21 protein-coding genes and 2 pseudogenes are annotated in these 22590 nt (G+C 55.3%); 7 read left to right on the top strand and 16 right to left on the bottom strand.

Translation table 11 applies throughout. The annotated features are described in order from the left end of the window. Positions 1-274 precede the first annotated feature (274 nt). From BCA33_RS22810 to BCA33_RS11390, 3 genes are read left to right on the top strand one after another with little or no spacing between them, the layout of a single operon-like run. Positions 275-565 carry a MarC family protein gene (locus tag BCA33_RS22810; protein ID WP_368087243.1) on the top strand — a complete coding sequence of 97 codons (291 nt, stop codon included), beginning with the start codon at positions 275-277 and terminating at the stop codon, positions 563-565. Continuing rightward, entirely contained in the window at positions 493-750 is a 258-nt protein-coding gene (locus BCA33_RS22805; protein ID WP_368087244.1) for a MarC family protein, read from the top strand. The genes BCA33_RS22810 and BCA33_RS22805 overlap by 73 nt, the downstream gene beginning before the upstream one ends. An 8-nt stretch (positions 751-758) precedes the next feature. Next, positions 759-1322 (top strand): gamma-glutamylcyclotransferase, encoded by a 564-nt coding sequence (locus BCA33_RS11390; protein ID WP_071265925.1) that lies wholly within the window; start codon positions 759-761, stop codon positions 1320-1322. 15 nt (positions 1323-1337) lie between these two features. On the opposite strand, the gene BCA33_RS11385 is transcribed toward BCA33_RS11390, so the two are convergent. Beyond that, a complete protein-coding gene (locus BCA33_RS11385; RefSeq protein WP_071265923.1) occupies positions 1338-2255 on the bottom strand; it encodes a DMT family transporter in 918 nt (305 codons plus the stop codon). Between the two features lie 123 nt (positions 2256-2378). Here BCA33_RS11385 and BCA33_RS11380 point away from each other — a divergent pair, with 123 nt between their 5' ends. Then, positions 2379-3326, top strand: coding sequence for a LysR family transcriptional regulator (locus BCA33_RS11380; RefSeq protein WP_071265921.1), 948 nt, complete (start codon positions 2379-2381; stop codon positions 3324-3326). Positions 3327-3352: 26 nt separating this feature from the next. On the opposite strand, the gene BCA33_RS11375 is transcribed toward BCA33_RS11380, so the two are convergent. The 11 genes and pseudogenes from BCA33_RS11375 to BCA33_RS11325 all read right to left on the bottom strand — a co-directional run bounded on the left by BCA33_RS11375 (position 3353) and on the right by BCA33_RS11325 (position 15427). Then, positions 3353-4294, bottom strand: coding sequence for an ornithine cyclodeaminase family protein (locus BCA33_RS11375; RefSeq protein ID WP_071265919.1), 942 nt, complete (start codon positions 4292-4294; stop codon positions 3353-3355). 5 nt (positions 4295-4299) lie between these two features. Then, complete coding sequence (locus tag BCA33_RS11370; RefSeq protein WP_071265917.1) at positions 4300-5220, bottom strand: branched-chain amino acid ABC transporter permease; 921 nt, start codon at positions 5218-5220, stop codon at positions 4300-4302. A gap of 7 nt (positions 5221-5227) precedes the next feature. Then, on the bottom strand, positions 5228-6124 hold the full coding sequence (locus tag BCA33_RS11365) for a branched-chain amino acid ABC transporter permease (RefSeq protein ID WP_071265915.1): 897 nt from the start codon (positions 6122-6124) through the stop codon (positions 5228-5230). Positions 6125-6162: 38 nt separating this feature from the next. After that, positions 6163-7383, bottom strand: a complete 1221-nt coding sequence (locus tag BCA33_RS11360; RefSeq protein ID WP_071265913.1) for an ABC transporter substrate-binding protein — start codon at positions 7381-7383, stop codon at positions 6163-6165. Between the two features lie 63 nt (positions 7384-7446). Continuing rightward, positions 7447-8166, bottom strand: coding sequence for an ABC transporter ATP-binding protein (locus BCA33_RS11355; protein ID WP_071265912.1), 720 nt, complete (start codon positions 8164-8166; stop codon positions 7447-7449). Continuing rightward, positions 8156-8938, bottom strand: a complete 783-nt coding sequence (locus BCA33_RS11350; protein WP_071265910.1) for an ABC transporter ATP-binding protein — start codon at positions 8936-8938, stop codon at positions 8156-8158. The genes BCA33_RS11355 and BCA33_RS11350 overlap by 11 nt, the downstream gene beginning before the upstream one ends. A gap of 240 nt (positions 8939-9178) precedes the next feature. Next, the gene (locus BCA33_RS11345) at positions 9179-9949 is read right to left on the bottom strand and encodes an ABC transporter permease (RefSeq protein WP_071265908.1); all 771 of its coding nucleotides are present in this window, start codon (positions 9947-9949) and stop codon (positions 9179-9181) included. Between the two features lie 2 nt (positions 9950-9951). Beyond that, positions 9952-10935, bottom strand: a complete 984-nt coding sequence (locus BCA33_RS11340; protein WP_071265906.1) for an ABC transporter substrate-binding protein — start codon at positions 10933-10935, stop codon at positions 9952-9954. Next, positions 10932-11705, bottom strand: coding sequence for an ABC transporter ATP-binding protein (locus tag BCA33_RS11335; protein ID WP_071265905.1), 774 nt, complete (start codon positions 11703-11705; stop codon positions 10932-10934). The genes BCA33_RS11340 and BCA33_RS11335 overlap by 4 nt, the downstream gene beginning before the upstream one ends. Positions 11706-11930: 225 nt before the next feature. Next, a pseudogene (locus BCA33_RS11330) lies at positions 11931-14431 on the bottom strand (acyl-CoA dehydrogenase). 108 nt (positions 14432-14539) lie between these two features. Then, complete coding sequence (locus BCA33_RS11325; protein ID WP_071265903.1) at positions 14540-15427, bottom strand: AEC family transporter; 888 nt, start codon at positions 15425-15427, stop codon at positions 14540-14542. A 208-nt stretch (positions 15428-15635) separates the two neighbouring features. On the opposite strand from BCA33_RS11325, the gene BCA33_RS11320 reads away from it, so the two are divergent. Next, entirely contained in the window at positions 15636-16832 is a 1197-nt protein-coding gene (locus BCA33_RS11320) for a MalY/PatB family protein (RefSeq protein ID WP_071265901.1), read from the top strand. On the opposite strand, the gene BCA33_RS11315 is transcribed toward BCA33_RS11320, so the two are convergent. After that, positions 16822-17205, bottom strand: a complete 384-nt coding sequence (locus tag BCA33_RS11315) for a hypothetical protein (RefSeq protein ID WP_071265900.1) — start codon at positions 17203-17205, stop codon at positions 16822-16824. The genes BCA33_RS11320 and BCA33_RS11315 overlap by 11 nt on opposite strands. Before the next feature lie 54 nt (positions 17206-17259). Then, entirely contained in the window at positions 17260-18612 is a 1353-nt protein-coding gene (locus BCA33_RS11310; protein ID WP_071265898.1) for a succinylglutamate desuccinylase/aspartoacylase family protein, read from the bottom strand. A gap of 201 nt (positions 18613-18813) precedes the next feature. Here BCA33_RS11310 and BCA33_RS11305 point away from each other — a divergent pair. Continuing rightward, a pseudogene (locus BCA33_RS11305) lies at positions 18814-18971 on the top strand (YqaE/Pmp3 family membrane protein). Positions 18972-19009: 38 nt separating this feature from the next. Here the strand turns inward: BCA33_RS11305 and BCA33_RS11300 are convergent. Beyond that, a complete protein-coding gene (locus BCA33_RS11300) occupies positions 19010-20665 on the bottom strand; it encodes an MBL fold metallo-hydrolase (protein WP_071266032.1) in 1656 nt (551 codons plus the stop codon). A 164-nt stretch (positions 20666-20829) separates the two neighbouring features. Between BCA33_RS11300 and BCA33_RS11295 the strand changes: the two genes are divergently transcribed. Beyond that, positions 20830-21255, top strand: a complete 426-nt coding sequence (locus BCA33_RS11295) for a thioesterase family protein (RefSeq protein WP_071266028.1) — start codon at positions 20830-20832, stop codon at positions 21253-21255. Here BCA33_RS11295 and BCA33_RS11290 read toward each other — a convergent pair. Continuing rightward, positions 21241-22581 (bottom strand): MATE family efflux transporter, encoded by a 1341-nt coding sequence (locus BCA33_RS11290; RefSeq protein WP_254774347.1) that lies wholly within the window; start codon positions 22579-22581, stop codon positions 21241-21243. The genes BCA33_RS11295 and BCA33_RS11290 overlap by 15 nt on opposite strands. Positions 22582-22590 lie beyond the last annotated feature (9 nt).

The following is a 22590-nucleotide window of genomic DNA, read 5'->3' as shown; positions in this document are numbered from 1 at the left end:
ATATCTATATCCTAGTGTAAATTCAGGACTTTGCTTGCAATACGTCCTGTTGCGTACGGCGAAAATCCGGGTTAGACGCTATGATTGGCGTTTAAACTGACCGGAAACCATCGATGTTTGAAATGTTTTTTAGCACCTACATCAATAGTACGATTCGCTTTTTGTTTCTGTTGGCTCCTTTCTTCGCGGTATCGATGTTTATTGCCTTGACCCGAGGCTGCCTGCGGCCGAAAAGGCCTCGATCATTCGCCGAGCCTGCATCGCCGCCTCCGTTATGGGCGTGATACTGTTCTTTGGCGGGCCGCTGCTATTCAGTGCGATTGGTATTACCCTGGATTCCTTTCGCATTGGTGCAGGTACGCTGCTGTTTCTGACAGCCATTAGCCTGGTCACCAGCGGCACCCGCAACCATGCCACGGGCCTGCCAGAAGAAGATCGCGACGATATCGCTGTGGTGCCGCTGGCGGTTCCGGTGATGATTGCCCGGCCACCATCGGTGCCATTCTGGTATACGGTGCCGAGCTCAAGGCGGTTCCGGAAGTTGCCGGTGGTTTGTTTGGCCTGATTTCCGGTCTGCTTATTCTGGGTATATTGTTGCACTTATCAGGATATCTGGAAAAGGCTCTCGGTAAAACTGGCCTCAACATCCTCTCTAAAATCAGCGGCCTTGTACTCTCCGCCATGGCAGCCGAGATCGTTCTTACAGGTATTACAGGCTTTATTGCCAGTACAGGGTTATCAGGAGCATAAGGAACGCGATGTCCACCGACACCACAGAGCACAACCGCAACCGACAGGATTTCTCCGGCATCGAATCGATCTGGTTGTTCGGTTATGGCTCGCTGATCTATAAAGTGGACTTCCCGTTCCTGGAACAGCGCCCTGCGTCTATTCAGGGCTGGGCTCGCCGATTCTGGCAGGGGTCCCACGATCACCGTGGCACTCCGGGAGCGCCTGGCCGTGTGGCAACGTTGATCGAGCAGCCGGGAGCCAAATGTAAAGGCATGGCGTTTCGGGTATCACCGAATGTGTTTGAGCATTTGGATGTGCGAGAAAAGAACGGGTATTTGCGGTTTTCTACAACCCTGACGTTTGAAAACGGCAGTCACGCGGAAGGGCTGGTTTATATCGCGACTGAGGACAATGAGGCGTTTCTTGGTCATGCTCCGGAAGCCGATATCGCCCGCCAGATTGCGAAAGCGGCTGGGCCGAGTGGGCCTAACTCCGAGTATCTACTTAGGCTGGCAGAGTCATTAAGAGCACTTGGTGATGAGTGCACCCATACGTTTGCAATAGAGACCTTTTTGAAGAAAGGCCCCTGAGTACTTCCGGTTGCGTCAGACTTCGGTGGTAGCCGCTTGGCGCTCCTCACGAGTGGCGGGGTTGAAGCCTCTGGCAGGCGATTTCCGGCGCTGATTGAGGCCTATAAGCACCAGCGGCACCACAACCATCATGCTGCCCACCAGGAACCACCAGTCGGGCACTTCGTTGAACCAGATCCAGCCAATACCTACCGCCCAGATTAGCCCGGTGTACTCGGCGCTGGTTACCTGGTTTGCATCTACCTGGCGGTAGGCCAACAAAACGGTGATGTTGTATCCCAGGATAAATAGTGCGGAACCGGCTGCCGTGAGCAAAATCTCTGGATGCCAGGTTGCGCCTTGTTGCCACTCCCATATGGCAAGCAAGGCGGAAGCAGGAATCACCAACAGGTAGTTGAGAAACAGCTTGTGCACCGTGGTTTGGCCTTTTGGCAGCTTGCGTACCATCACAGCGTTGATTGCCAGTGTAAGGGCGGACCCAAGCGCTGCAATGGCTGCCCAGTTGAACTCTACCGGGCGCAGAATAACAATGATGCCGGCAAAGCCGCTGAACACTGCAAACACGCTCAGGGGCGTGAGGGATTCACGGAAAAAGAATACCGAAAATACCATCACCAGAATCGGAGCCGCGTAAAACACTGCGTTGGCCGTGGCCAGGGGCAGGTTGCTCAGGGCCACGATCATGCACAGTAGGCCCGCCAGATGAATGTGTGCCCGAACCGCGTGTACTTTTATGCCAGCAAACAGGTTGTTCAGGTCGATCTTGCGAGCCAGCGGCACCAGGAACACGAGCGTGATCAAACAGCGCAGAAACGCAAACTGGAAAATCGGAGCGCCCGGCTCCATAAGTTTGATAAACACGTCGGATATCAATGCCATGGCGTTGCCAAGCACAAGCAGAAGAATGGCGCTGTTTACCGTTTTGCCTGACATGTTCTTTTTCCTGATAACTGTATATGAATAAAACGCCCACGTAGGAAGTGGCAGTCTTAGTCTACTTGCGCTTTAATATCCGATAAAATGATGTTTATTCACTAAGTATTAGAAAAATAGATAATGAAGCTACCTCCGCTCAAAGCCCTGCCCGTATTTGAAGCCGTCGCCCGCCTCAACAGCTTTTCCCTGGCTGCCCAGGAGCTGTCGGTAAGCCAGAGTGCGGTGAGCCATCAAATCAAACAGCTGGAAACCTACCTGGGTGAAAAGCTGTTTTGGCGCAGCGGGCGCACACTGGCGCTGACGGATGAGGGCCGGCAATATCTGGACGTTATCAGTACCTCTTTGCTGCAAATAGAGCGGGCCAGTGAGCAGCTGCTGGGCCACGAAGGGGCACGGCTGCGTTTGTCGCTATTTAGCTCCTTTGCTGTGCGTTGGCTGGTACCGAGGTTGCCGGAATTGCAACGGCTGCACCCGCAAGTGGAGCTGGCGTTGGAAATGAGCAGCGAAAACCCGGTGTTGTCCGACCGGGTCGCGGATTGTTTTATTACCATTCACCGGGATTCACCGGCCTACAGTTACGAGCTTCTGTACGTGGAGCGGCTCTTTCCTGTGTGCAGCCCGGATTATTGGCAACGTATCCGCCGGGAATTAGGCCGGGAGGCCGATGTAACAGGGCGCGACGAACCCGCCATGACCACCACCGAGGTAGCCCGTTTCCCCCTGTTGTCCACCCACAGTATTTATGACAAGGCGGCCGGAGATTGGGAGGCCTGGTACCAGGCAGTGGATAAAACGATGCCTTCGGGGGCTCGCATTCAGCATTTCAGCCACATGCTGTTGGCTCTGGAAGCCGCACGCTTTCACCAGGGTATCGCGCTGACCAACGATTACATGCTCAGCACCCGTAAGGATTCTGAAGAATTTGTGCGTTTGCCTTGCCACCCACTGGTGACCGGGGACCGGTTCTATTTTGCCTGGAAAACCAGCCGGCGCAGAGAACGAAGCATACAACTGCTAAGAGGGTGGCTGGTCGATGAGGCCATCAGAGGAGGCTTAAGGTCTGAATAACCGACGGCACTTTGCGACCTTTGACTCTATTTTTTGCCTTCCAGGGTCTCCCACACCTCGATGGCGGCGGCAAGGTCCTCCAGCGAGGCGCCCACGGATTTGAAAAGCGTAATTGCCTCGTCATCAGAGCGTCCGGGCTTTGAGCCTTTTAGCAGTTCCGCCAGCTCTGCCCGCAAGTCGGTTTCACGCAGTGCGCCCTCGCCAATGGCCTGTAACAGGTCTCCGGCCTCACCCATGGCACCGGCGTAGGTATCAACAAATACCTCGCTGCGGGCCAGGCACCGAGCGTCTGTTTCCCGCATGGATGGCCGGAACGCACCAACCAGATCCAGGTGGCTGCCTGGCTGCAACCACTCCCCCCGAACCAGTGGTTCGGTTGATAGAGTCGCACAACTGATGATGTCGGATTCCTGGACAGCGGTTTTTAAATCAGTCACCGACTCACAATCAAAGCGGTCACGGAAACGCTCAGCCAGTGCTGCTGACTTGTCCGGATTACGGCCCCAAATCCGTACCCTGCGGATGGGACGCACGGTGGCATGGGCTTCGATGAGCATGGGCGCTAGCTTACCGGTGCCAACCACCAGCAGGGATGAGGCATCGTGGCGCGAAAGCTCTCGGGCCGCCAGGGCAGAAGCCGCTGCTGTGCGCCGGCTGGTTAGTGCACCGCCGTCGATGCAAGCCAAGGGGGTGCCGTGCTGGCCTTCGCACAGAATATACAGGCCGGAGATGGCGGGCAGACCGGCGTTGGCATTCTGCGGGAACACGTTGACCATTTTCATGCCGATATATCCCGCCGCTTCCCAGGCAGGCATGAGGAGCATGGTGGCCTCGCCATCTGGGCGATGCATGGCGTGATGGTGCCTTGGTGGTGCCTCGACACCTTGGCGGAATGTGCAGGCGAGACGTTCGATCAGTGCCGGCCATGCCAGTGCGCCGGCCACCTCCTGTGCAGAAATAACACGCATAACGCTTAATCCTTCTTACGGTTAACCAGGCGCAGAACTTCACCGACAATGCCACGCCGGAACACCATCACACAGACTACAAAAATAGTGCCCAGAATCACCTGAACCCAAGAGCCGAAGGCAGACAATTCGTGACTGAGGGCGCCGACGGTGATGGCGCCGACGACCGGGCCAAAAACTGTGCCCAGCCCACCTACAAGGGTCATCAGAATAACTTCGCCGGAGGTTTGCCAGTGGGCGTTTGTGAGCGCCGCAAACTGAAAAACGATGGCTTTGGTAGCGCCGGCTAGCCCGGCAAGGGTAGCGGAGATCACAAAGGCCAGCAGCTTGAAGCGTTCTACGTCGTACCCCAGTGACAGGGCGCGGGATTCGTTCTCCCGAATGGCCTGGAGTACCTCACCAAACGGTGAATGAATGGTGCGGTAGATAATGCCGAACCCGATCAGGAAAATGGTGAATACAAAATAGTACATGGTGAGTGAGTGGTTGAGGTCGATGAACCCGAACAGCTCGCCTCGGGGAATGCCCTGCAGACCGTTCTCGCCGCCGGTAAACGGCATCTGCAGCGCTAGAAAATAAACAATCTGCGCCAGCGCCAGGGTAACCATGGCGAAATAGATGCCTTGCCGGCGAATCGCCAGAAAGCCAAAGATGCCGCCGAGAACAAGGGTGAACCCGGTGCCCGCCAATATGCCTAGCAGCGGTGAAAAGCCCCATTCCTTGGTGACGTACCCGGTGATGTAGGCCGCCCCGCCGAAAAAGGCCGCATGGCCAAATGACAACAGCCCGGCGTAACCCAATAGCAGGTTGAATGCGCAGGCAAACAGCGCGAAGCACAGCAAATCCATGACAAACACTGGATAGGCGAAGAGCGGTGCGGTCAGGCCACCAATGAGCATCAGCATAAACAGGATACGATTGGTCATGAGTGGCTCACTTCTCCTTACCAAACAGTCCCGCCGGGCGGAACAGCAGTACCAACACCATCAAAAAGAAAATCACGGTGCTAGCGGCGGGTGGGTAGAACACCTTGGTGAGACCTTCAATAAGGCCCAGGGCAAGGCCAGAGAGAATGGCGCCCATGATCGAGCCCATGCCGCCGATCACCACCACGGCGAACACCACGATGATTAAATCGGCCCCCATCAACGGGCTGACCGAGTAAATGGGAGCCGCCAGTACCCCCGCCAGGCCAGCAAGGCCAGCGCCGAAGGCAAAGGTTAGGGTGACCATTAACGGAACATTGAGACCAAAGGCCTGGGTCAGATCGGGGTTTTCGACGCCGGCCCGCAGCCGCGAGCCCAGCTTGGTGTGCTCGATAAAAAACCAGGTTGCAAAACATACGATAAGAGACACAACGATGGCGAACAGGCGATAGGTTGGGAAATACATAAAGCCTAGGTTCACCACCCCACTGAGGCTCTCCGGCTGACCCGGGTAAGGGGTGCCGGACACGTTGAAGTAGTTAGAAAACAGGCCCTGAAGAATCAAGGTGATTCCGAACGTCAGCAGCAGCCCGTATATGTGATCCAGCTCGTACAGGCGGCGGAGCAGGAAGCGCTCAATGAGCACCCCCAGCAGGCCAACCAACAGAGGCACGATAACCAGCGAAGCCCAGAAACCGATCTGGATACTGACCCCCAGCCACTTCTCCAAAAAAGAGTAGCCAATCAAGGCGATGAAAGCGCCGAGCATGTACATGGCGCCGTGGGCAAAGTTGATAATATTCAGCAGCCCAAATATTACCGCGAGCCCAAGGCTCAACATGGCGTAAAACACACCGACATTAAGCCCAAGCAGCGCCTGGGCCAGAATGACCTGTATCGACATGTTGGCTATCTCCCTTCAAGTGGTGGTTAAGTCGTGTATTAATTAACCAGCGAACACTTGGATTCTTCCATCGAGATGTAGGCTTGGTCTGCGGGAATCTTTGAGATCACCCTCAGCAGATCCCACTCGCTTTCCGATTCCGAAGGTTTTTTCGCTTCCACCAAATACATGTCGTGCAACATGGAGCCGTTGGGCGCGATTTTTCCACCCTTCACGAACATGTCATTCAGAGTCATTTCACCCAGCTTGGCGCGAACGGCCTCGGTCTCGTCCGTTCCGGCTTCCTTGACTGCTTTCAGGTAGTTAGTGACTGCCGAGTAAACGCCCGCCTGAACCATGGTAGGCATGGCACCATGGATCTTATTGAACCGGTCAGACCATGCTTTGGTTTCCTCATTCTGGTTCCAGACAAAAGCGGTGGTAAATTGCAGACCCTGCGCGATCTCCAGACCCATACTGTGCACATCTGTGATGAACACCAACATGCCCGCCAGTTTCTGACCGCTCTGGACGATACGGAACTGGTTCGCCTGCTTGATGGCATTGACCGTATCCTGGCCGGCGTTGGCCAGCCCAATTACGTCGGCACCGGAGGATTGGGCCTGCAGCAAATAGGATGAGAAATCATTGGTAGAGAGCGGCGCGTTTACATTACCAACGACCTCGCCACCCATGCTTTTCACAACATCACCTGTGTTATCCCGAAGTGAGTGCCCAAAGGCGTAGTCTGCCGTGATAAAGAACCACTTTTTGCCGCCGTTTTTAACCATCGCCGTGGCCGTGCCAACCGGCAAGGCATGGGTGTCGTAGACATAATGAATGCCATAAGGCGAACATTGTTCTTCGGTTAACGCGGTGGACCCTGCGCCCGTATTCATGGTGATGATCTTTTTGTCCTTGGCCAAACCCTGCACGGAAAGCCCGACAGAGGAGTTATCCAGAGCCGTGATCATGTCCACGCCTTTGGTATCGATCCATTCACGGGCCGTGCTGGCGCCAATATCTGGCTTATTCTGGTGATCCGCAGAGATCACCTCAATGGCTTTACCCATCACCTCGCCGCCAAAGTCTTCGATGGCCATTTTTGCCGCGACAACGGCTCCAGGGCCTTCCAGGGACTTGTAGACCCCGGACATATCACTGAGTACACCAATCTTTACCTTGTCGTCAGACAAGCCCTCGGCTGAGGCTAAAAGAGGCAATGCAAGAGACGCTGTTGCCACGGCGCTGACCAGGCCTTGTTTCCAGTGCTTGAACATAGTGGTTTCCTTTTTGTTCTTAGGTTCTGGGTCGGGTCCATGAAGGGGGCCTGGCCCACTGGCTCAGACACTTAAGTGTCTGTTCAATTGCTCTTTTTTGGCCTCAAGATCGGCCGCATCAATTTGTTGTACGACTTTGCCATGCTCGATCACGTAATGCCGATCGGCCAAAGGTGCGGCAAAGTGGAAATTTTGTTCCACCAAAATGATCGTGAAACCCCGCTCTCTCAGTTTGCGAATGACACCACCCAGGGATTTCAAGATGACCGGGGCAAGCCCTTCGGTGATTTCGTCCAGTAGCAGAAGGGTGGCGCCGGTGCGCAGGATTCTGGCAATCGCCAGCATTTGCTGCTCGCCCCCGGAAAGCTTGGAGCCCTGGCTTTTACGGCGCTCTTTCAGGTTGGGAAACATGGTGTAGATTTCGTCTACCGACAGCCCGCCTTTGGCGACGATCGGAGGCAGTTCGAGGTTTTCATCCACGTTTAAAGAGGCAAAAATCCCCCGCTCCTCCGGGCAATACCCCAGCTTGCCCACGTGGGCAATCTTGTGTGTGGGCAGGTTGATGATTTCGGTGTCGTGGATTTTGATGGAGCCAGTGCGTTTACTAACCAGCCCGAGAATGGCTTTCAGGGTGGTTGTTCGCCCGGATCCGTTGCGGCCGAGTAATGTAATGACCTCGCCCTCTCGGAGCGTCAGGCTCAAGCCATGGAGCACGTGGGACTCGCCGTACCAAGCGTGCAGGTTCTCAATCCGCAGTAATTCCGGGCTCTGGTCAGGTGGCATCAGTGGTTCCCATATAGGCTTCCATCACGTCGGGGTTGCTGGAAACCTCGTCATAATTGCCTTCCGCAAGGATTTCCCCCCGGTTCAGTACGGTGATTTTATCGGCGAGCGTCGACACCACATTAAGGTTGTGCTCAACCATGACAATGGTCCTGCCCTCGACCACACGCTTGATCAGGTCGGTCACGGTGCTCACATCTTCTGCGCTCATGCCCTGTGTGGGTTCATCCAGCAGCATCAGTTTTGGTTTCAGAGCTATGGTGGTGGCTATTTCCAGCGCCCTTTTCTGTCCGTAGGGCAGTTCAACGGCTTCTACATTAGCAAGCTTGCCCAGGCCAACCAGTTCCAGTGTCGCCTGGGCCTCTTCGTTAAGCTGGTTGAGAATTCGCAGTGGGCGCCAGAATTGGTAGGACACCTGCAGTTTTCGTTGCAAGGCAATGCGGACGTTTTCTCTGGCCGACAGGTGAGGAAACACGGCAGAAATCTGAAACGAGCGAATCAACCCGCGTTGTGCGATACCTGCGGGCTTGGCCTTAGTAATGTCCTTGCCGTTATAGATGATTCGACCGGATGTCGGAGTCAGGAACTTGGTCAGCAGATTAAAAAATGTGGTTTTGCCCGCGCCGTTGGGGCCGATCAGGGCATGAATTGAGCCGGTTTGGACACTGAGGTTGATGTCCTTTACGGCGGTAAAGCCTTTGAAGTCTTTGGTGAGGCCGTGGGTTTCCAGAATAGCGGTTGGTTGCTGGGCACGATCGGTCACGGCAAGCATCCCTGTATGGCCAGTTGTTAAGACACTGGCAATTATTGTTTGTTGTTATTGTCTTCCAATGGCAATGGGAAAAACGACCGTTGGAGTCTGCACTCAATCTACCGAGTACAAGCTACAGTAAAGATGGCGAACCGGGATTCTGTCAAGTTAGGCCACAAGATAAAGGCAAAAGGCAGGGGCAGGGCAGGGGATAATGGCTTGAAAATGATGACGGGCCGCTAACGGCCCGTCATCATGCTATCAAAGGTACTGGTACCGAAGTAGCCGGTGTTTAATACGCTCAAGAATTACTTGGTCGATCACCGCAGCCAGGATTGCAATAACCAGAATGTTCGTCATTACGCCAGTCATATCCGCAATCTCGCCGGAATAGGCTAGCGATTTGCCCAGTCCGGCGCTGAAACCAACAATCATTTCTGCGGATATCAATGCGCGCCAGGCGTTACCAAAAGCCAGCTGGGCCCCGGTAATCAGTTCTGGCGTAACCGCAGGAAAGTACACGCGCCTCAGCATTTGTACTTTCGACGCGCCCATTACCCGAGCCGCAGAAATATGCACTTTTTCAACGCTTTCTGTGGCGTTCATTACACTCAGCGCGGTGGGGAAAAACGCCCCAATCGCCACAACAACAATAATGGGCAGGTTCCCGAAGCCCATCAGAATGAGGAACAGGGGAACCCAGGCAATCGACGGAATGGATTGCAGAATAATAATGGCCGCCTTCAGGGGGCTGCGTACCGCGTTGATGGTGCCACCAACCAACCCCAGCAGGATTCCGAAGAACAGTGCCGCTCCGTATCCGGCTCCAAGCCGTGTCATGCTGTTGCCAAGCCCTTCATAGAACTCGGCGCTGTTGAGCTCTTCCCATAATCGAAGAATGGCTGTGTGTACATCCGGCATCAAAAAGTCGGGCAGAAACCACGCCGCTACCTGCCAGAAAAACAGGATAACGGCGATGGCGACAACATAAGCCCGTTTGGTTGCGACGCCCATGGTCTGGCTATTGCTCATGTTTAAAGCTCACGAGTCTCTTGCCAGGTCAGGTCCAGCAATGCGTCAACATCGAACGCTTCTTCGTCAGAAAGAATGCCCTGTTTTTGCATGATGCCCGCCAGTTCTTTCATTCGGTCAATATCGGCGCCGGTCAGTTTGGAGCTGAAATCGTTGGTCTGAATCGCCTGAGCAATGACCTTTTCCGAAGGGATGTCGCCATCATTGAGGGATTTAACAACATCTTCTTTGATGAAGTAATCGGTGATGTAGGTAGCCGCTTCTTCAGGCTGGTTTTCCAGCATTTTAATAGCATCGCGCTGGGCGTCGAGCGCAGCCCAGATAACATCTTTGCGATTTTTGAGTGTGTCGCCGGAGGTAATCACCACCATGCATGGGAACGGCCATACTTCACCGATTTCATAGATCTGCTTAACGGGTGCAACCAGCTGGGCAATTCGATCATAAGGTTCAAACAGGAAGGCGGCGTCTACACGGCCACCCACCAGAGACTGAACCGCGACTGCCGGTGCCACGCCCATAATGTTCAGGTCATCTGGCTGTAAGCCAGCATTGGCTAACATAACGCCTTTAAGAACGATGTCGGCGGTGCTGCCTTGTTTCTGTGAGGCGAGGTTGCGGCCCTTGAGGTCCTCAACGGATTCAATGCCCGAGTCGTTGCGCACAACCAGTGAGTGGTAACCACGCTGGGCGCCGCCAACAATTTTCAGGTCGGCTCCGCGAGAGGCCCAGGTGAAGGCATTTGAAAAGCCCAACACGCCAATATCCAGTTGGCCCCCAACAATGCCCTTGATCAGATCGGTGCCGGAGCTGAATTCAATCAGCTTTGCATCCAGGCCGTACTTTTCATAAAGGCCCGCTTCGTGTGCGAGCATGGCTTGGGCATCGTCCATTACACGGACATAGCCCACCCGGAACTCTTCTTTTGCGGACACAGGGCCGGCAAGTACCAGTGCCAGAGCCGTTGTCATAAACCAGCGAATCATACAGTTTCTCCTATTGCTTCGGCCTGAGCCGGCGTTGTGTCAGTATCGATGCCCAGTTTATTCAGCACATCGCGCCGGATATCGGCAAAGGCTGATAAATCGTGGGTTTTGGGCATGTGGCCAAGCTCGATTTCGCTTAGCACGGTGGCGGGACGGTTGCTGAACACCAGCACCCGGTCGGCCAGATATAGCGCTTCGTCTACATCATGTGTAACCAGCACCACCGTAGGGCGTTCTTCCTCGATCAGATCCTTCAAAACACTTTGCAGTGTCATTCGTGTTAGAGCATCGAGTGCGCCGAAGGGTTCATCCAGCAGCAGCACTTGGGGCCGGGCGATGAAAGCCCGGGCCAGTGCACAGCGCTGCCGCATACCACCAGACACCTGATGCGGGTAGTAGTGCTCAAAGCCCGCGAGCTCTACTTTTGTCAGCCATTTCTGGGCCTCGGCGAGAGCAACTTGCTTTGGTGTGTTCTGAAACTCCAATGCCAAAGCCACGTTTCCGGCCAATGTCAGCCAGGGGTATAAAGCGTGTTCCTGGAATACCAGCGTGCGCTCGGGTGATGGTTTTTCAATGCGCTTGCCACCAGCGGTCAAGGTGCCGGTAGATGGCGTTTGAAGGCCTGCGAGCATATGCAATAACGTGGATTTCCCGCAGCCAGATGGCCCGAGAAGAGCAACAATTTCGCCGGTTCTGATTGTCGTGCTGAAGTACTCAATGACGTTGAGATCACCAAACGACTTGGTTACGTCGCTGAAAGTCAGTTCCATATAGCTCACCGGTATATTCATATATACTATAAGTGCATAAATAACCTATATCTTATTACTAAATAGATAATCAAAAAAGTGTTTTCCCTACTTTATTCTGAATAGGGGTTTGAAGCGGTAAGCCATGGCTAAAAAAGTGCGGGGGTAGACATAGTGAGCATTAGCCAGACGAGGTCTGGCTGCGAGGCGAGGGCGCCTCGAAAGACGCCCTCGTAATAACGTGATTTAGTCCTTGGCAGGCCTTTCAACCACTTTGCGTTTTCCCTTGGCACATCGCGACAGCGCCTTCAGGCCCTCTTCATCAAAGGCATCGACCCGGATAACGTCGTATAGAGCCGTGAGTGCTTCCTCAAGTTTCTCGCACTCATCTGCTCTCACAACGCCTTCCGCGCAGGCCCAGTCCACCAGTTTTTTGCGTTCATGGCCCATCAATAACGAAATGCCGTCCAGGTCGTCTTCATCACGATTGCGAACAGCGTCGTGCAGGCGGCTACGCATTTCGGCGGTTTCGTTAGCCAGCTTGTAGGCATTCAAAACACGGCCAAGAGGGTCTTCTGGGTCCATGGTGGTGTAAGCACCACGGCTGATTCGCTGGCGTAGTGGCGTGTCCTTGACAATGCTGGCCGCCACGCGAGTGCCTAGCTTGTCATCCGGCCCGTTGAGGCCAGTTGCACCCAGCGGAAACACCAGCAGGCGCAACGGCCAGCGCAGGGCAGGTACCGGGAAATTAATGATCGCCTCACGCATGGAGTGCTGCAAATCCCGCAAGCAGGACTGCAGGCACCAGTCCACCAGCGGTCGCTGGTCACTTGGGTAGCCTTCTTCATGCCACTGTTTGATAACCGCTGAGGCGTAATACAGCTGTACGAGACTGTCTGCCATTCGCCCGGAGAGACGTTGCTTGGCTTTGAGGCCACCGCCTACGGAGAGCAAAGTGACATCGGTCATCAGCGCAAACCCTGCCGAGAAGCGGGCAAGTTGGCGGTAAGAAGACTTGATATTGCCTTGTCTTGGTACCGATTCAAGCAGCCCGCCGGTCAGGCCCAGAACGAGTGCCCGTAGAGCGTTTCGCGTGGTGTGGGCCAGGTGTCGGTAGAAGATACCATCGAACTTTTTAGTGGCTTGGTCTTCGTCTTCCATGCCAGCGGCGGCAATTTCGTCAACAATAAACGGGTGACAGCGAATGGCGCCCTGGCCAAACACCATCAAACTGCGGGTCAGAATGTTTGCGCCCTCAACCGTAATGCCAATGGGTACAGCATTATAGGCGCGGGCCATGAAGTTGCGGGGGCCGGTAATGACGCCGCGCCCTGCTACCACATCCATGGCATGGTTGATTACGATGCGCATCAGATCGGTGTTGCGGTATTTCAGCAGCGCTGAAGGCACAGCCGGCCGCACGCCTCTGTCCAGCATGCCGGCGGTCAACAAGCGCGCTGCGTCCATCATGTAAGTGTAGCCGGCGATAGGTTCCAGGGCTTCTTGCACACCTTCAAATTGGCTAATAGAGCGGCCGAACTGCTCGCGCGTATAGGCGTAGGAGCCGGTCGCCAGGCTGGCAACCTTGCCCGCGCCTGTGCCCAGTGCGGGCAGGGAAATAGAACGGCCAATGGACAGGCATTCCAGCAGCATGGTCCAGCCCTTACCGAGCATGTCCTGGCCGCCAATAACCTGATCCATAGGGATAAACACTTCGGTGCCCCATGTGGGCCCGTTCATGAATACGGTGTTCATGGGCAGGTGTCTTGCACCCGCGTGTACACCCTCGGTTTCCCGGGGGACCAGAACGCAGGTCACACCTATATCGGCATTGTCGCCCAGCAGACTTTCCGGGTCGTAAACCTTGATCGCCAAGCCAATCAGCGTAGCGACAGGGGCTAGCGTAATATAGCGTTTGTTCCAGGTTACTTTTAGGCCCAGCACTTCTTCGCCGTTCCACTGGCCCTTGCACACAATACCTTATCGGGAATGGCGCCCGCATCGGAACCGGCGACAGGTGAGGTCAGGGCAAAGCAAGGAATTTCCTCACCACCGGACAGCCTTGGCAGGTAGTGTTTTTTCTGCTCATCAGTGCCGTAATGCATTAGCAACTCACCCGGGCCGAGGGAGTTGGGTACCATTACGGTGACGGCTGCAGACACGCTGCGGGTGGAAATCTTCATTACGATTTCTGAGTGGGCAGTGTTGGAGAAGCCCATGCCGCCGTCTTCTTTCGGAATCACCAAACCGAAAAACCCGTTCTCACGGATAAACTTCCAGGCTTTCTCCGGCAGGTCATAGTGTTCGTGGGTAATCTTCCAGTCATCCAGCATGGCGCAGAGTTTTTCTACCGGGCCATCGAGAAACGCCTGCTCTTCGGCGGACAGCTGCGCGGGTTTTGCATCCAGAAGCTTTGACCATTTCGGCTTGCCGGAAAACAGCTCGCCATCCCAGTCCACAGAGCCGGATTTGAGGGCTTCTTCTTCGGTTGAAGAGAGCTTGGGAAGGCGGCTTCGAACCCAGCCCAGCAGCGGGCGGCTGAATTTATCCAGGCGTAGTTCGCTGGGTATAACCAGAATCAGGGCGAGAGCGAGAAAAAGACCACCAAACAGAATGCTGGCAATGTGCCACTCATCTTGGAACAGGCCTACTAAGGTTGCGATGGACATCACCAGAGCAGCGGTGGTGCCGCCAACTCCCACATAGATCAGAATCAGGGCACTGATGAGCAGTAAAAGGACGCTCATGGGCAGACCTCCATATCGTGGATAAAATTCAGCGAATTTCAGCTTAACTTTCGGCCAAAGTCCCCACACATGCAAGTTTGCGCATAGGTATGCATGCATTGCTGCCTATCAGATATAGCCGGCAGCAAAAACCAGCCCAAGCACAATCGGCATAACAATCAGGCTGCCCAGATTACTTAATAATACGAGGGAAGCCACTTTGTGGGGCTCCTGTTGGTATTGCTCTGCAACCATATAGTTAAGCACCGCCGGTGGCAGGGCCGCAAACACCCAAAGTGCGGCAACCTGTAGGCCGGGTAGATCCAGCAGCGCAATCATTGGCCATGCCAGCAGCAAACCGCTGACCGGGCAGGCAATGGCGCCGAGCATGCCCAGCTTCCAGTCGCTGAAATCGATATCCAGCATGCGCACGCCCAGGGTAAACAACATAAGCGGTATGCTGACTTCACCGAGCATATTCATCGCCTGCAGCAGCCAGTCCGGAAGCGGCATGCCGCCAAGGTTCACGGTCAGCCCGGCGATGCTGGCAAACACAATAGGGAGTCTCAGGCGCTGTAAAATGGAAGTGTGCGGGTCAAGCATGTACAGACCCACGGAAAAGTGCAGCAGCATTTCTACAATAAACAGTACGATAGCCGCCGGCAGCGCCGCCTCACCAAAGGCCAGAACCAGCAGTGGAATGCCCATGTTGCCCGAGTTGTTGAACATCATCGGGGGCAGGAAGGTTTTCAGGTTCAGGTTGAGAACCCGGGCCAGTGGGTACAGAACAATTCCCGACCCCAGAACCACAACCGTCGCCGCCAGAGCAAGCCCGGCGTAATCCTGTAGCGGTGCTTGCTGGTCGGCCAGCACCGCAAAAACCAGCATGGGAACAAACAATTCCATGTTCAGAACGTTTAGTCCCTGAATATCCGGGGTGCGAAACCGACCGTATAGGGCGCCGCAGCCAGCAATCAGAAACACTGGTAACAGGGTGGAAAGAATCTGGCCAATCATCGAAGGCTCCAACAGGCGCAGGGGTGATCGTGCGCAGGTAAACCGTTAGGTTCGCAAGTATCAAGGTCATTCGGCAAGTATTATTGCGCCCCGTTCGACCAAAGCAGAATGCAGGCGCTCAGAGCGCGGCGCGTCGGTTGCGATGATGGCGATACCCACTCACAATAACCCGGATTGCCCAATAGCTAACCGGTTGTGGAGTTCGCCAGTGACAGACCCGTTTGATCAGCCTCTTAATCGCGAAAATACCTGTTCGGTAAAGTTTGATGCCCGTAAAGCAGTGTTTGGCCGCGAGGACGTGATTCCGGTTTGGGTGGCGGACATGGATTTTGCCGTGCCAGAGGCCATAACCCGTGCGCTTTCTGAGCGTGCCGCGCACCCGGCTTATGGCTACACTTTGTTTCCCGACAGCCTGCTGGACTCAATAACGGACTGGTTTCGCGAGCGACATGGCTGGGAAATTCAGCGCGAATGGCTACTGATGGCTCCTGGAGTTGTGCCGTCCCTGCACGCTGCCTGCATGGCTTATGCTGATCCGGGCGAGGGCGTGATTGTTCAGCCTCCGGTGTATCCGCCGTTCTTCAGCTCGGTGCGTCTGAGCGGCCGGGCAGTTATCGAAAACCCGTTGATGTGCGATGAAGAAACCGGGTATTACCGAATGGATCTGGAACACCTCGAAGCTTGCGCCGCTCGCCCGGATGCCCGCTTGCTGATGCTCTGCTCACCCCATAACCCGGTTGGGCGCATTTGGTCTAAACAGGAGTTGGAAGCTGTTCTGGACATTGCACGGCGGCACGATCTGGTGATTATTTCTGATGAAATCCACTGCGACCTCACATTTTCTGACAAGCCTCACCACCACATGTTGGCAACACTCGCTGGGCCGGATGATGCACTGATTACAGCTATCGCACCGAGCAAAAGCTTTAACATTCCCGGGCTCGGGTTGTCCGCCCTGGTCATTGCGGACAGGGAACAGCGCGATGCCATGAAAGCCGTGTTCGACTCCATGCACCTGCCCCAGTGTAATCCGTTCAGCATTGCAGGGTTTGAGGCCGGCTACCGAGACGGTGCACCCTGGCTGAACGATCTGATGGCGTATTTGCAGAAGAACCGGGATTTTGTGGTTGAGGCGGTTACTGCCCGCCTGCCCGGGATTCAGACCCTGGCGCCGGAAGGAACCTACCTGATGTGGCTGGATTGCCGAAATCTGGGGCTGGATGATGCCGCCCTGAAGCGGTTTTTTGTGCAGGACGCCGGAGTGGGTATGAACCCCGGCCTCTCGTTTGGTGAGCAGGGCAGCGGTTTTATGCGGCTCAATATTGGCTGCCCCAAGGCCGTGCTGGCCGACGTGCTTCAGCGCATTGAATCGGCCTTACAGGGCAACCTCAGAATTACGGACTAACAGCCGAACAATGGCCTTCTACCTGCTCCCAGAACGGTGGCTTGTTCATCCCCGGCATATCTCCTTTGGTGGTTTTGATAACTTTCCACACCTTGCCGCCGTGGCTTGCCATTTCGCCCTCTTTGTAAGTTTTTGCGTATAGCCACGGCTCGGGTCGCTCGCAAAGCCCTGAGGCGCTTTCCCCTGAGGTGTTGGCCGATGGGGATGCGCTGTTTCCAGTTATTTCGACATCTACAATTTGATCAGGGATTTGCACCTGCTCAGCTGCGTCACTTTGCGCGTTGGCGGCAGAACCTGAAGCCATAATAAGCAGTGCCAGCAGGGATGAGCCCAGCAAGGGGTGACGGGATTTAAATGATGGTTGCTTGAGCATAATGGGCTCCTTAAAGGTGTGTCAGGCCGTTTTAGCTGGAAAAAAGACAGGATACTATTCCCCGGGAACTTTTGCCTCTGTACCTATGTGGTAGGCGGCAAAGCCAGCCATGACAACCTGATCCACCGCCATACCGATGATTCTGCCATTGCTGCTGGAGTGAATAGGGTACTGGGCGTTGGTGATCGGGTCGGCGATGTAGCCAAGAACCTGACCTTCTGAAACTTTTGCGCCCAATTTAACTTCACTGAACAAAATGCCGCCGTGGTCTGCCCGAACCCAGGCAGAGTTGTAGTACACCGGTTGGGGATCGCCCCATACAAACATCCGGGAAATCATACCCTGCTTTTCCATCAGGCTGGTCAGGCTGTTTACGCCAGCATCTATCTGGTGCTCCTGGATGCGGTGCGATTCGCCAGCCTCCAGCGTTACCGTGCGAATGCCGACATTGACAGCCGCAGTGCGCAGCATTCCTGGTGATCCACTGCTATGCACCACCGCCATTCGATCAAAACCCCGGGTAAATTCTGCCACGGTAGGGTTGTTCATGTCGGCACGGAGTTGTGGCAGGTTGGTTCGCTTCAACGAGCCCGTATGGATATCCACCAGCATGTCGCAATGTCGGATAATTTTATCAAACAGTGAATGGGCAATGCGATCTGCCAGGCTGCCATTCGGGCGGCCAGGGAAATGCCGGTTCAGGTCGCGGCGATCTGGCAGATAACGGCTGCCCTGCTGGAATCCCGGCAGGTTTACAATGGGAATGCCCACCACGCTACCGGTCAATTTTTCCGGATCAAGGTCGTACATGGTCTGGCGAATAATTTCGATGCCGTTCAGCTCGTCGCCATGGATCGTACCTGTCAGGCACAGAGTCGGGCCGGCATTAACGCCGTTTACCACCAGCACCGGTGTGGGTTGCGACAAGCCTGCAATCTGAATTCCGGATGACCAGGCCAGGCGTGTGGATGTGCCGGGCAACACTTCGCTGCCAAGCAGGGCCAGATTGTTTGCGGGTTTGGGGCCTTCAACTTCCGGCTCTGGCGCTACGGGCTCTTCACTGCCCGGTTTGCTTGCTGGCTCCGGAGTTGGTGCTGGCGCAACCTCTTTCAAATCAATGTTGGGGGCTACTTTTTTTGGTTTCGGCGCCGGCTTTGGTGCGGCAATTTCGGGTGTGGAGCCTGCCTTGGGCGCAGTTGCCTGGCCAGCTTTTCGTCGGGGCTCTGATTGCTCCACATCTGCTACGCTTTCGTCCTCTGCCAATTCTGCCAGCAGAATCTCTTGAGAGGCTGGCGCCTGTTTGCTGTCGGCAGGTGGGTCTGCCTGTGCCAGGGCAGGGAGCGTAAGCATCATTAAGCACAGCGAGGCTGGAATGTTGGTCAGCGATTGCAGCTTGAAAAACGGCATTATTCCTCACGGGTCATCAAGAAGGACCCAAGGATAAAGGTCGACTTTGGTCATGGATATGGCAATAACAAAGGTTTAATGCCATTTTCATGGTGTTGCCATGAACTTTAGCCAAATTTGCGTAAAATTAATGGTGTATCCGGCTTGCAGGGATAAATTGTGCAAGTGTGTTAGTTATATCTGACGGAAGGGGTGAAGAATATGGACTTTTTGCGAATTATTATTGCAATTTTGTTACCGCCACTGGGGGTTTTCCTGCAAGTGGGCATAGGAAAGCACTTCTGGATCAACATACTGCTGACCCTTCTTGCTATATTCCGGGCATAGTGCACGCAGTGTACATTATCGCCAAGAAGTAGAAGCCCGCAGGCGCTGTAGCACCTGGGGCCGGGTGGGCTCACGTGCTTGATGTAGCCTGCCAGAGCCCGTCTCTATGCGCCGCGCGACCATCGGCTTCCAGCTTCAGCAGGTGGGCCAGCGCCGATCTGGCTGCAACGCCGTGTATGGCTGCTGGCACATCGTCATAGGCTTTGCTGGTCAGGTCTTTCAGGTTTACCGGTGATAGCTTGTGGAGCGCTTTGGCAACTTTATGCTCCCGGGATAAGCGGTGGGTGATCAGGTAATCGATGACCGCTTCCGGCTGTCCCATCAAAAAGCCATGGGCCGGTGCAATGAAGCGGATAGATTCCGCCAGCAGATCGTAGAGGGACTCGATGTAGGCTTTCATATCGCCATCCGGCGGATTGATGACCACTGTTGAGCCCTGCATGATGTGATCCCCTGAAAACAGCAGCTCCTGCTCCACCAGCAAAAAGCAAAGGTGGTTGGAGGCGTGTCCGGGGGTGTGCAGTGCTTTGAGCGTGCCGGCATCGGTGTGAATCAGGCTGCCGTGTTCGGGCTGCTCGTCGGGCGCAAATTTCTGATCTTGTGATGCCCCCGCAGGCGCCGATCGACCATATACCCGACACCCAGTTTTTTCTTTCAGGGCGCGGGTGCCAGGGGAGTGATCCAGATGGGTGTGAGTAACCACCACAGAGTCAATCTGCCCTCCTGTCAGTTCCAGAATCTTTTCAATGTGCCCGGCATGGTCGGGGCCAGGATCCAAGACCGTAAAACGCTCGTGCCCCAAGATATAAGTGTTGGTTCCCGGCCCGGTCATTATTCCCGGGTTGGGCGCAGTCAGGCGGATTACGCCGGCTGCAACCTCAACGGCCTCACCCGGAACAACCTCGGCGTTGGTGCTGCCCTCGCCCTCTGGGTCCAGTTTGCTGGCCTCATCATAGGCGGGCGAGCCTGGCTCCAGAATCACTGGCTTACTGCGCCGGGTGGCGGGCCATGGCTGGCTTGGGAAAGGCTCGGGCGGGTTCGCCCAAGCGTAGCGCATCAGGTTGTCTGCAGTATCAAAATCTCGCAAAACCCGCAGGGTTCTTAGGGTAGGCAGCGTCATCAGCCGCTGGCCAGCGCGGTTTTCCTCCAGGGCTTTTGCGGGGCTGATCCATACATGGTCGATGGTTTCGTCGCCATCATGGTGCACCGGCTGGCCTTCGGGTGCCTTGGTGACAAAAAACCGGGTGTCAAAGCGGCGGGGAGGGCCGGGAGGTGTAATCCAGTGGCTTAGATAAGCCAGCCGATCCAGGGGAATTGTTAACTGGTGGCGTTGGCATAACTGGGCGAGCGACAACTCGCCACGGAACACCGCCCCACGGTCGTTATGAACGGCGTGATCCGCGCTTATGGTGCGCTTGTCTGAATCCACGGCCACCAGGACACCGGCTTCCTCAAAACACTCACGCACAGCAGCCAGCATGTAATCTGCACCACCTTCGCTCAGGCTCATGGTATGGCTGATTTCTGTGTCTGCCAGGCCGGCGGTGTGGTCGCGCCCCTGGGTGTCATTCTGATCTACCGCACCGCCAGGGAACACGTAATAGCCGGGTAAAAATACCGCCCCCCAGGTGCGTTGCATCAGGAGTATTTCCAGACCGTTTTTTGTATCACGCACCAACGCCAGGGTGGCTGCCGGACGAATATCCTTTGGGCTTTTGTTGTTCAAACTCTTAACCTCCACGTGCCGCTGGGTTCAGCGCTCAAAGACTCTTGAATGACGATAACTGATTTTTGCGACAAGATCTTGAGGTGAACGCCTTAACCCAACAGCGTATCATCCGCACCTGCAGCCAGACACTTCCAGAAAAACTGAAAGACAGGTATCTCAGCGTGGCCCGAATTGAACTCTCCTTCCCAGACGACGGTTTTTGCTTTGAAACCCGCATGCAGGTCCGGACGACCGATATTAACGGTGCCAACCACTTGGGTAACGATGCTTTGGTTTCTATGCTCTCGGAAGCCCGCGCTCAATTTCTGATCAGCTACGGCATTGCGGAGGGTGACAGCAGCGGCCAGGGCATCATTGTGACGGATTTGGCCACCATGTATCAGTCGGAATCATTTTTTCCGGAAATGCTGCGTTTTGAGGTGGGGGTAATGGACTTCAACAAATACGGTGCCGACTTTGTGTTCCGGGTAACCAAGGTTGAGAGCGGCCAGCCCGTAGCCTTGGCAAAGTACGGGTTCGTGTTTTTTGATTACCCTACAAAGAAAGTAACGCCCATGCCGGAAAGTTTCCGGTCACGCTTCGCCTGACTCGCTTCCTTTTTTGCGGAGCTGCTTCATGCCGGTGCGATAAAAGCTGTATGCCATGATGCCAGCAAACAGATTGCCTACCAGAGCACCACTCATCAGGCCATAAATGCCGTTGAGCTGGCTGCCCAGCCAAAGCAGAGGCAAAAAGCACAAAAACAACCGCAGGATTGAAATCAGCAACGCTCTCACGGCAAGACCAAGGGCGTTGCATATGGACACCATCAGCATGCATATCCCCAAACCGCTGTAGCTCAGAGGCACCCGCACAAGGTAGGCGCCAAGAACCTCTTGCACCTGTTGGTCGCTGCTGAACAGCTCGGAGACTAAACCGGAGGCGGTTAGCCAGAGCAAGCCTATGGCCAATTGCCAGACCACTACAAAACGCACCGCAAGCCGAACCAGTTTACGAATTTGTTCTATGTTGCCGGCGCCCAGCATGCGGCCGATCATCGGCGGCATGGACATGGTTAGCGCGAGCACAACCACAATAGAGAAAAATTCCAGGCGAGTACCAAGCCCCCAGGCTGCAACAGCAGCCGAGCCGAAGCCGGCGACCATGGCGGTTGCCAGCATGGCTGAAACAGGCGGCATAAGCTGGCTGACCATGGCAGGGGCCATAATGCTATTGAGTTGTTTCAGGGCGCGGCCCAACGCAAGCTCGCGCAGATCAAAGCGGATCCAACCGCGCTTAAGCAGCTTTGGGTAAATAAACAGGCAGCCGATGCCAAAGGAAGTCACCGTGGCCCAGGCAGCGCCCGGCAACCCCCAGTCGAAAACAAAAATATATAGCGGATCCAACGCGATATTGGAAAGGCTGGTTGCCACCATCATATAGCCGGGTAGTTTTGTGTTGCCATGGGAGCGGCAGATGCTGTAGCCGAAGTAGAGAAAGGCACCGATCCAGGCGGAGAACAGCCAGGGCACCCAGTAGCTGCGTACCAGAGGAAGCAGGGTGTCGTCTGCGCCGAGCGCGGTCATGATCGGGCTCTGCAGAAGCCACAAACCGACGCAGAGCACGAACACCAGCGTGCTGCCAACGGTAGTGACCAGCCCGCCCAGGCGAAATGCACGGAGTTCGTCGCCCACCCCGAGTGTCCGCGAGATGATGGCGGTGGTGGCAATGCCCAAGCCCACCTGTAGCCCTATGATGAGCTGGTGCATGGGGAGTGTGAAGCCCAGAGCCGCCAGTGGATCTCGGCCAAGCTGGCCGATGAAGGCGCTATCCGCAAGCTGGAATGTCATCAGCGAGAGAACGCCAAAGAGCATGGGCCAGGTCATGGTGTAGAGCTGGCGGGGGAGGCTGGCGTTTTGGGTGGTATTGCTCACGGGTTATGG

It is taken from the genome of Marinobacter sp. AC-23, assembly GCF_001858325.1.
Taxonomy (GTDB): Bacteria; Pseudomonadota; Gammaproteobacteria; order Pseudomonadales; family Oleiphilaceae; genus Marinobacter.
This window is presented reverse-complemented; position numbering and strand designations above follow the sequence as displayed.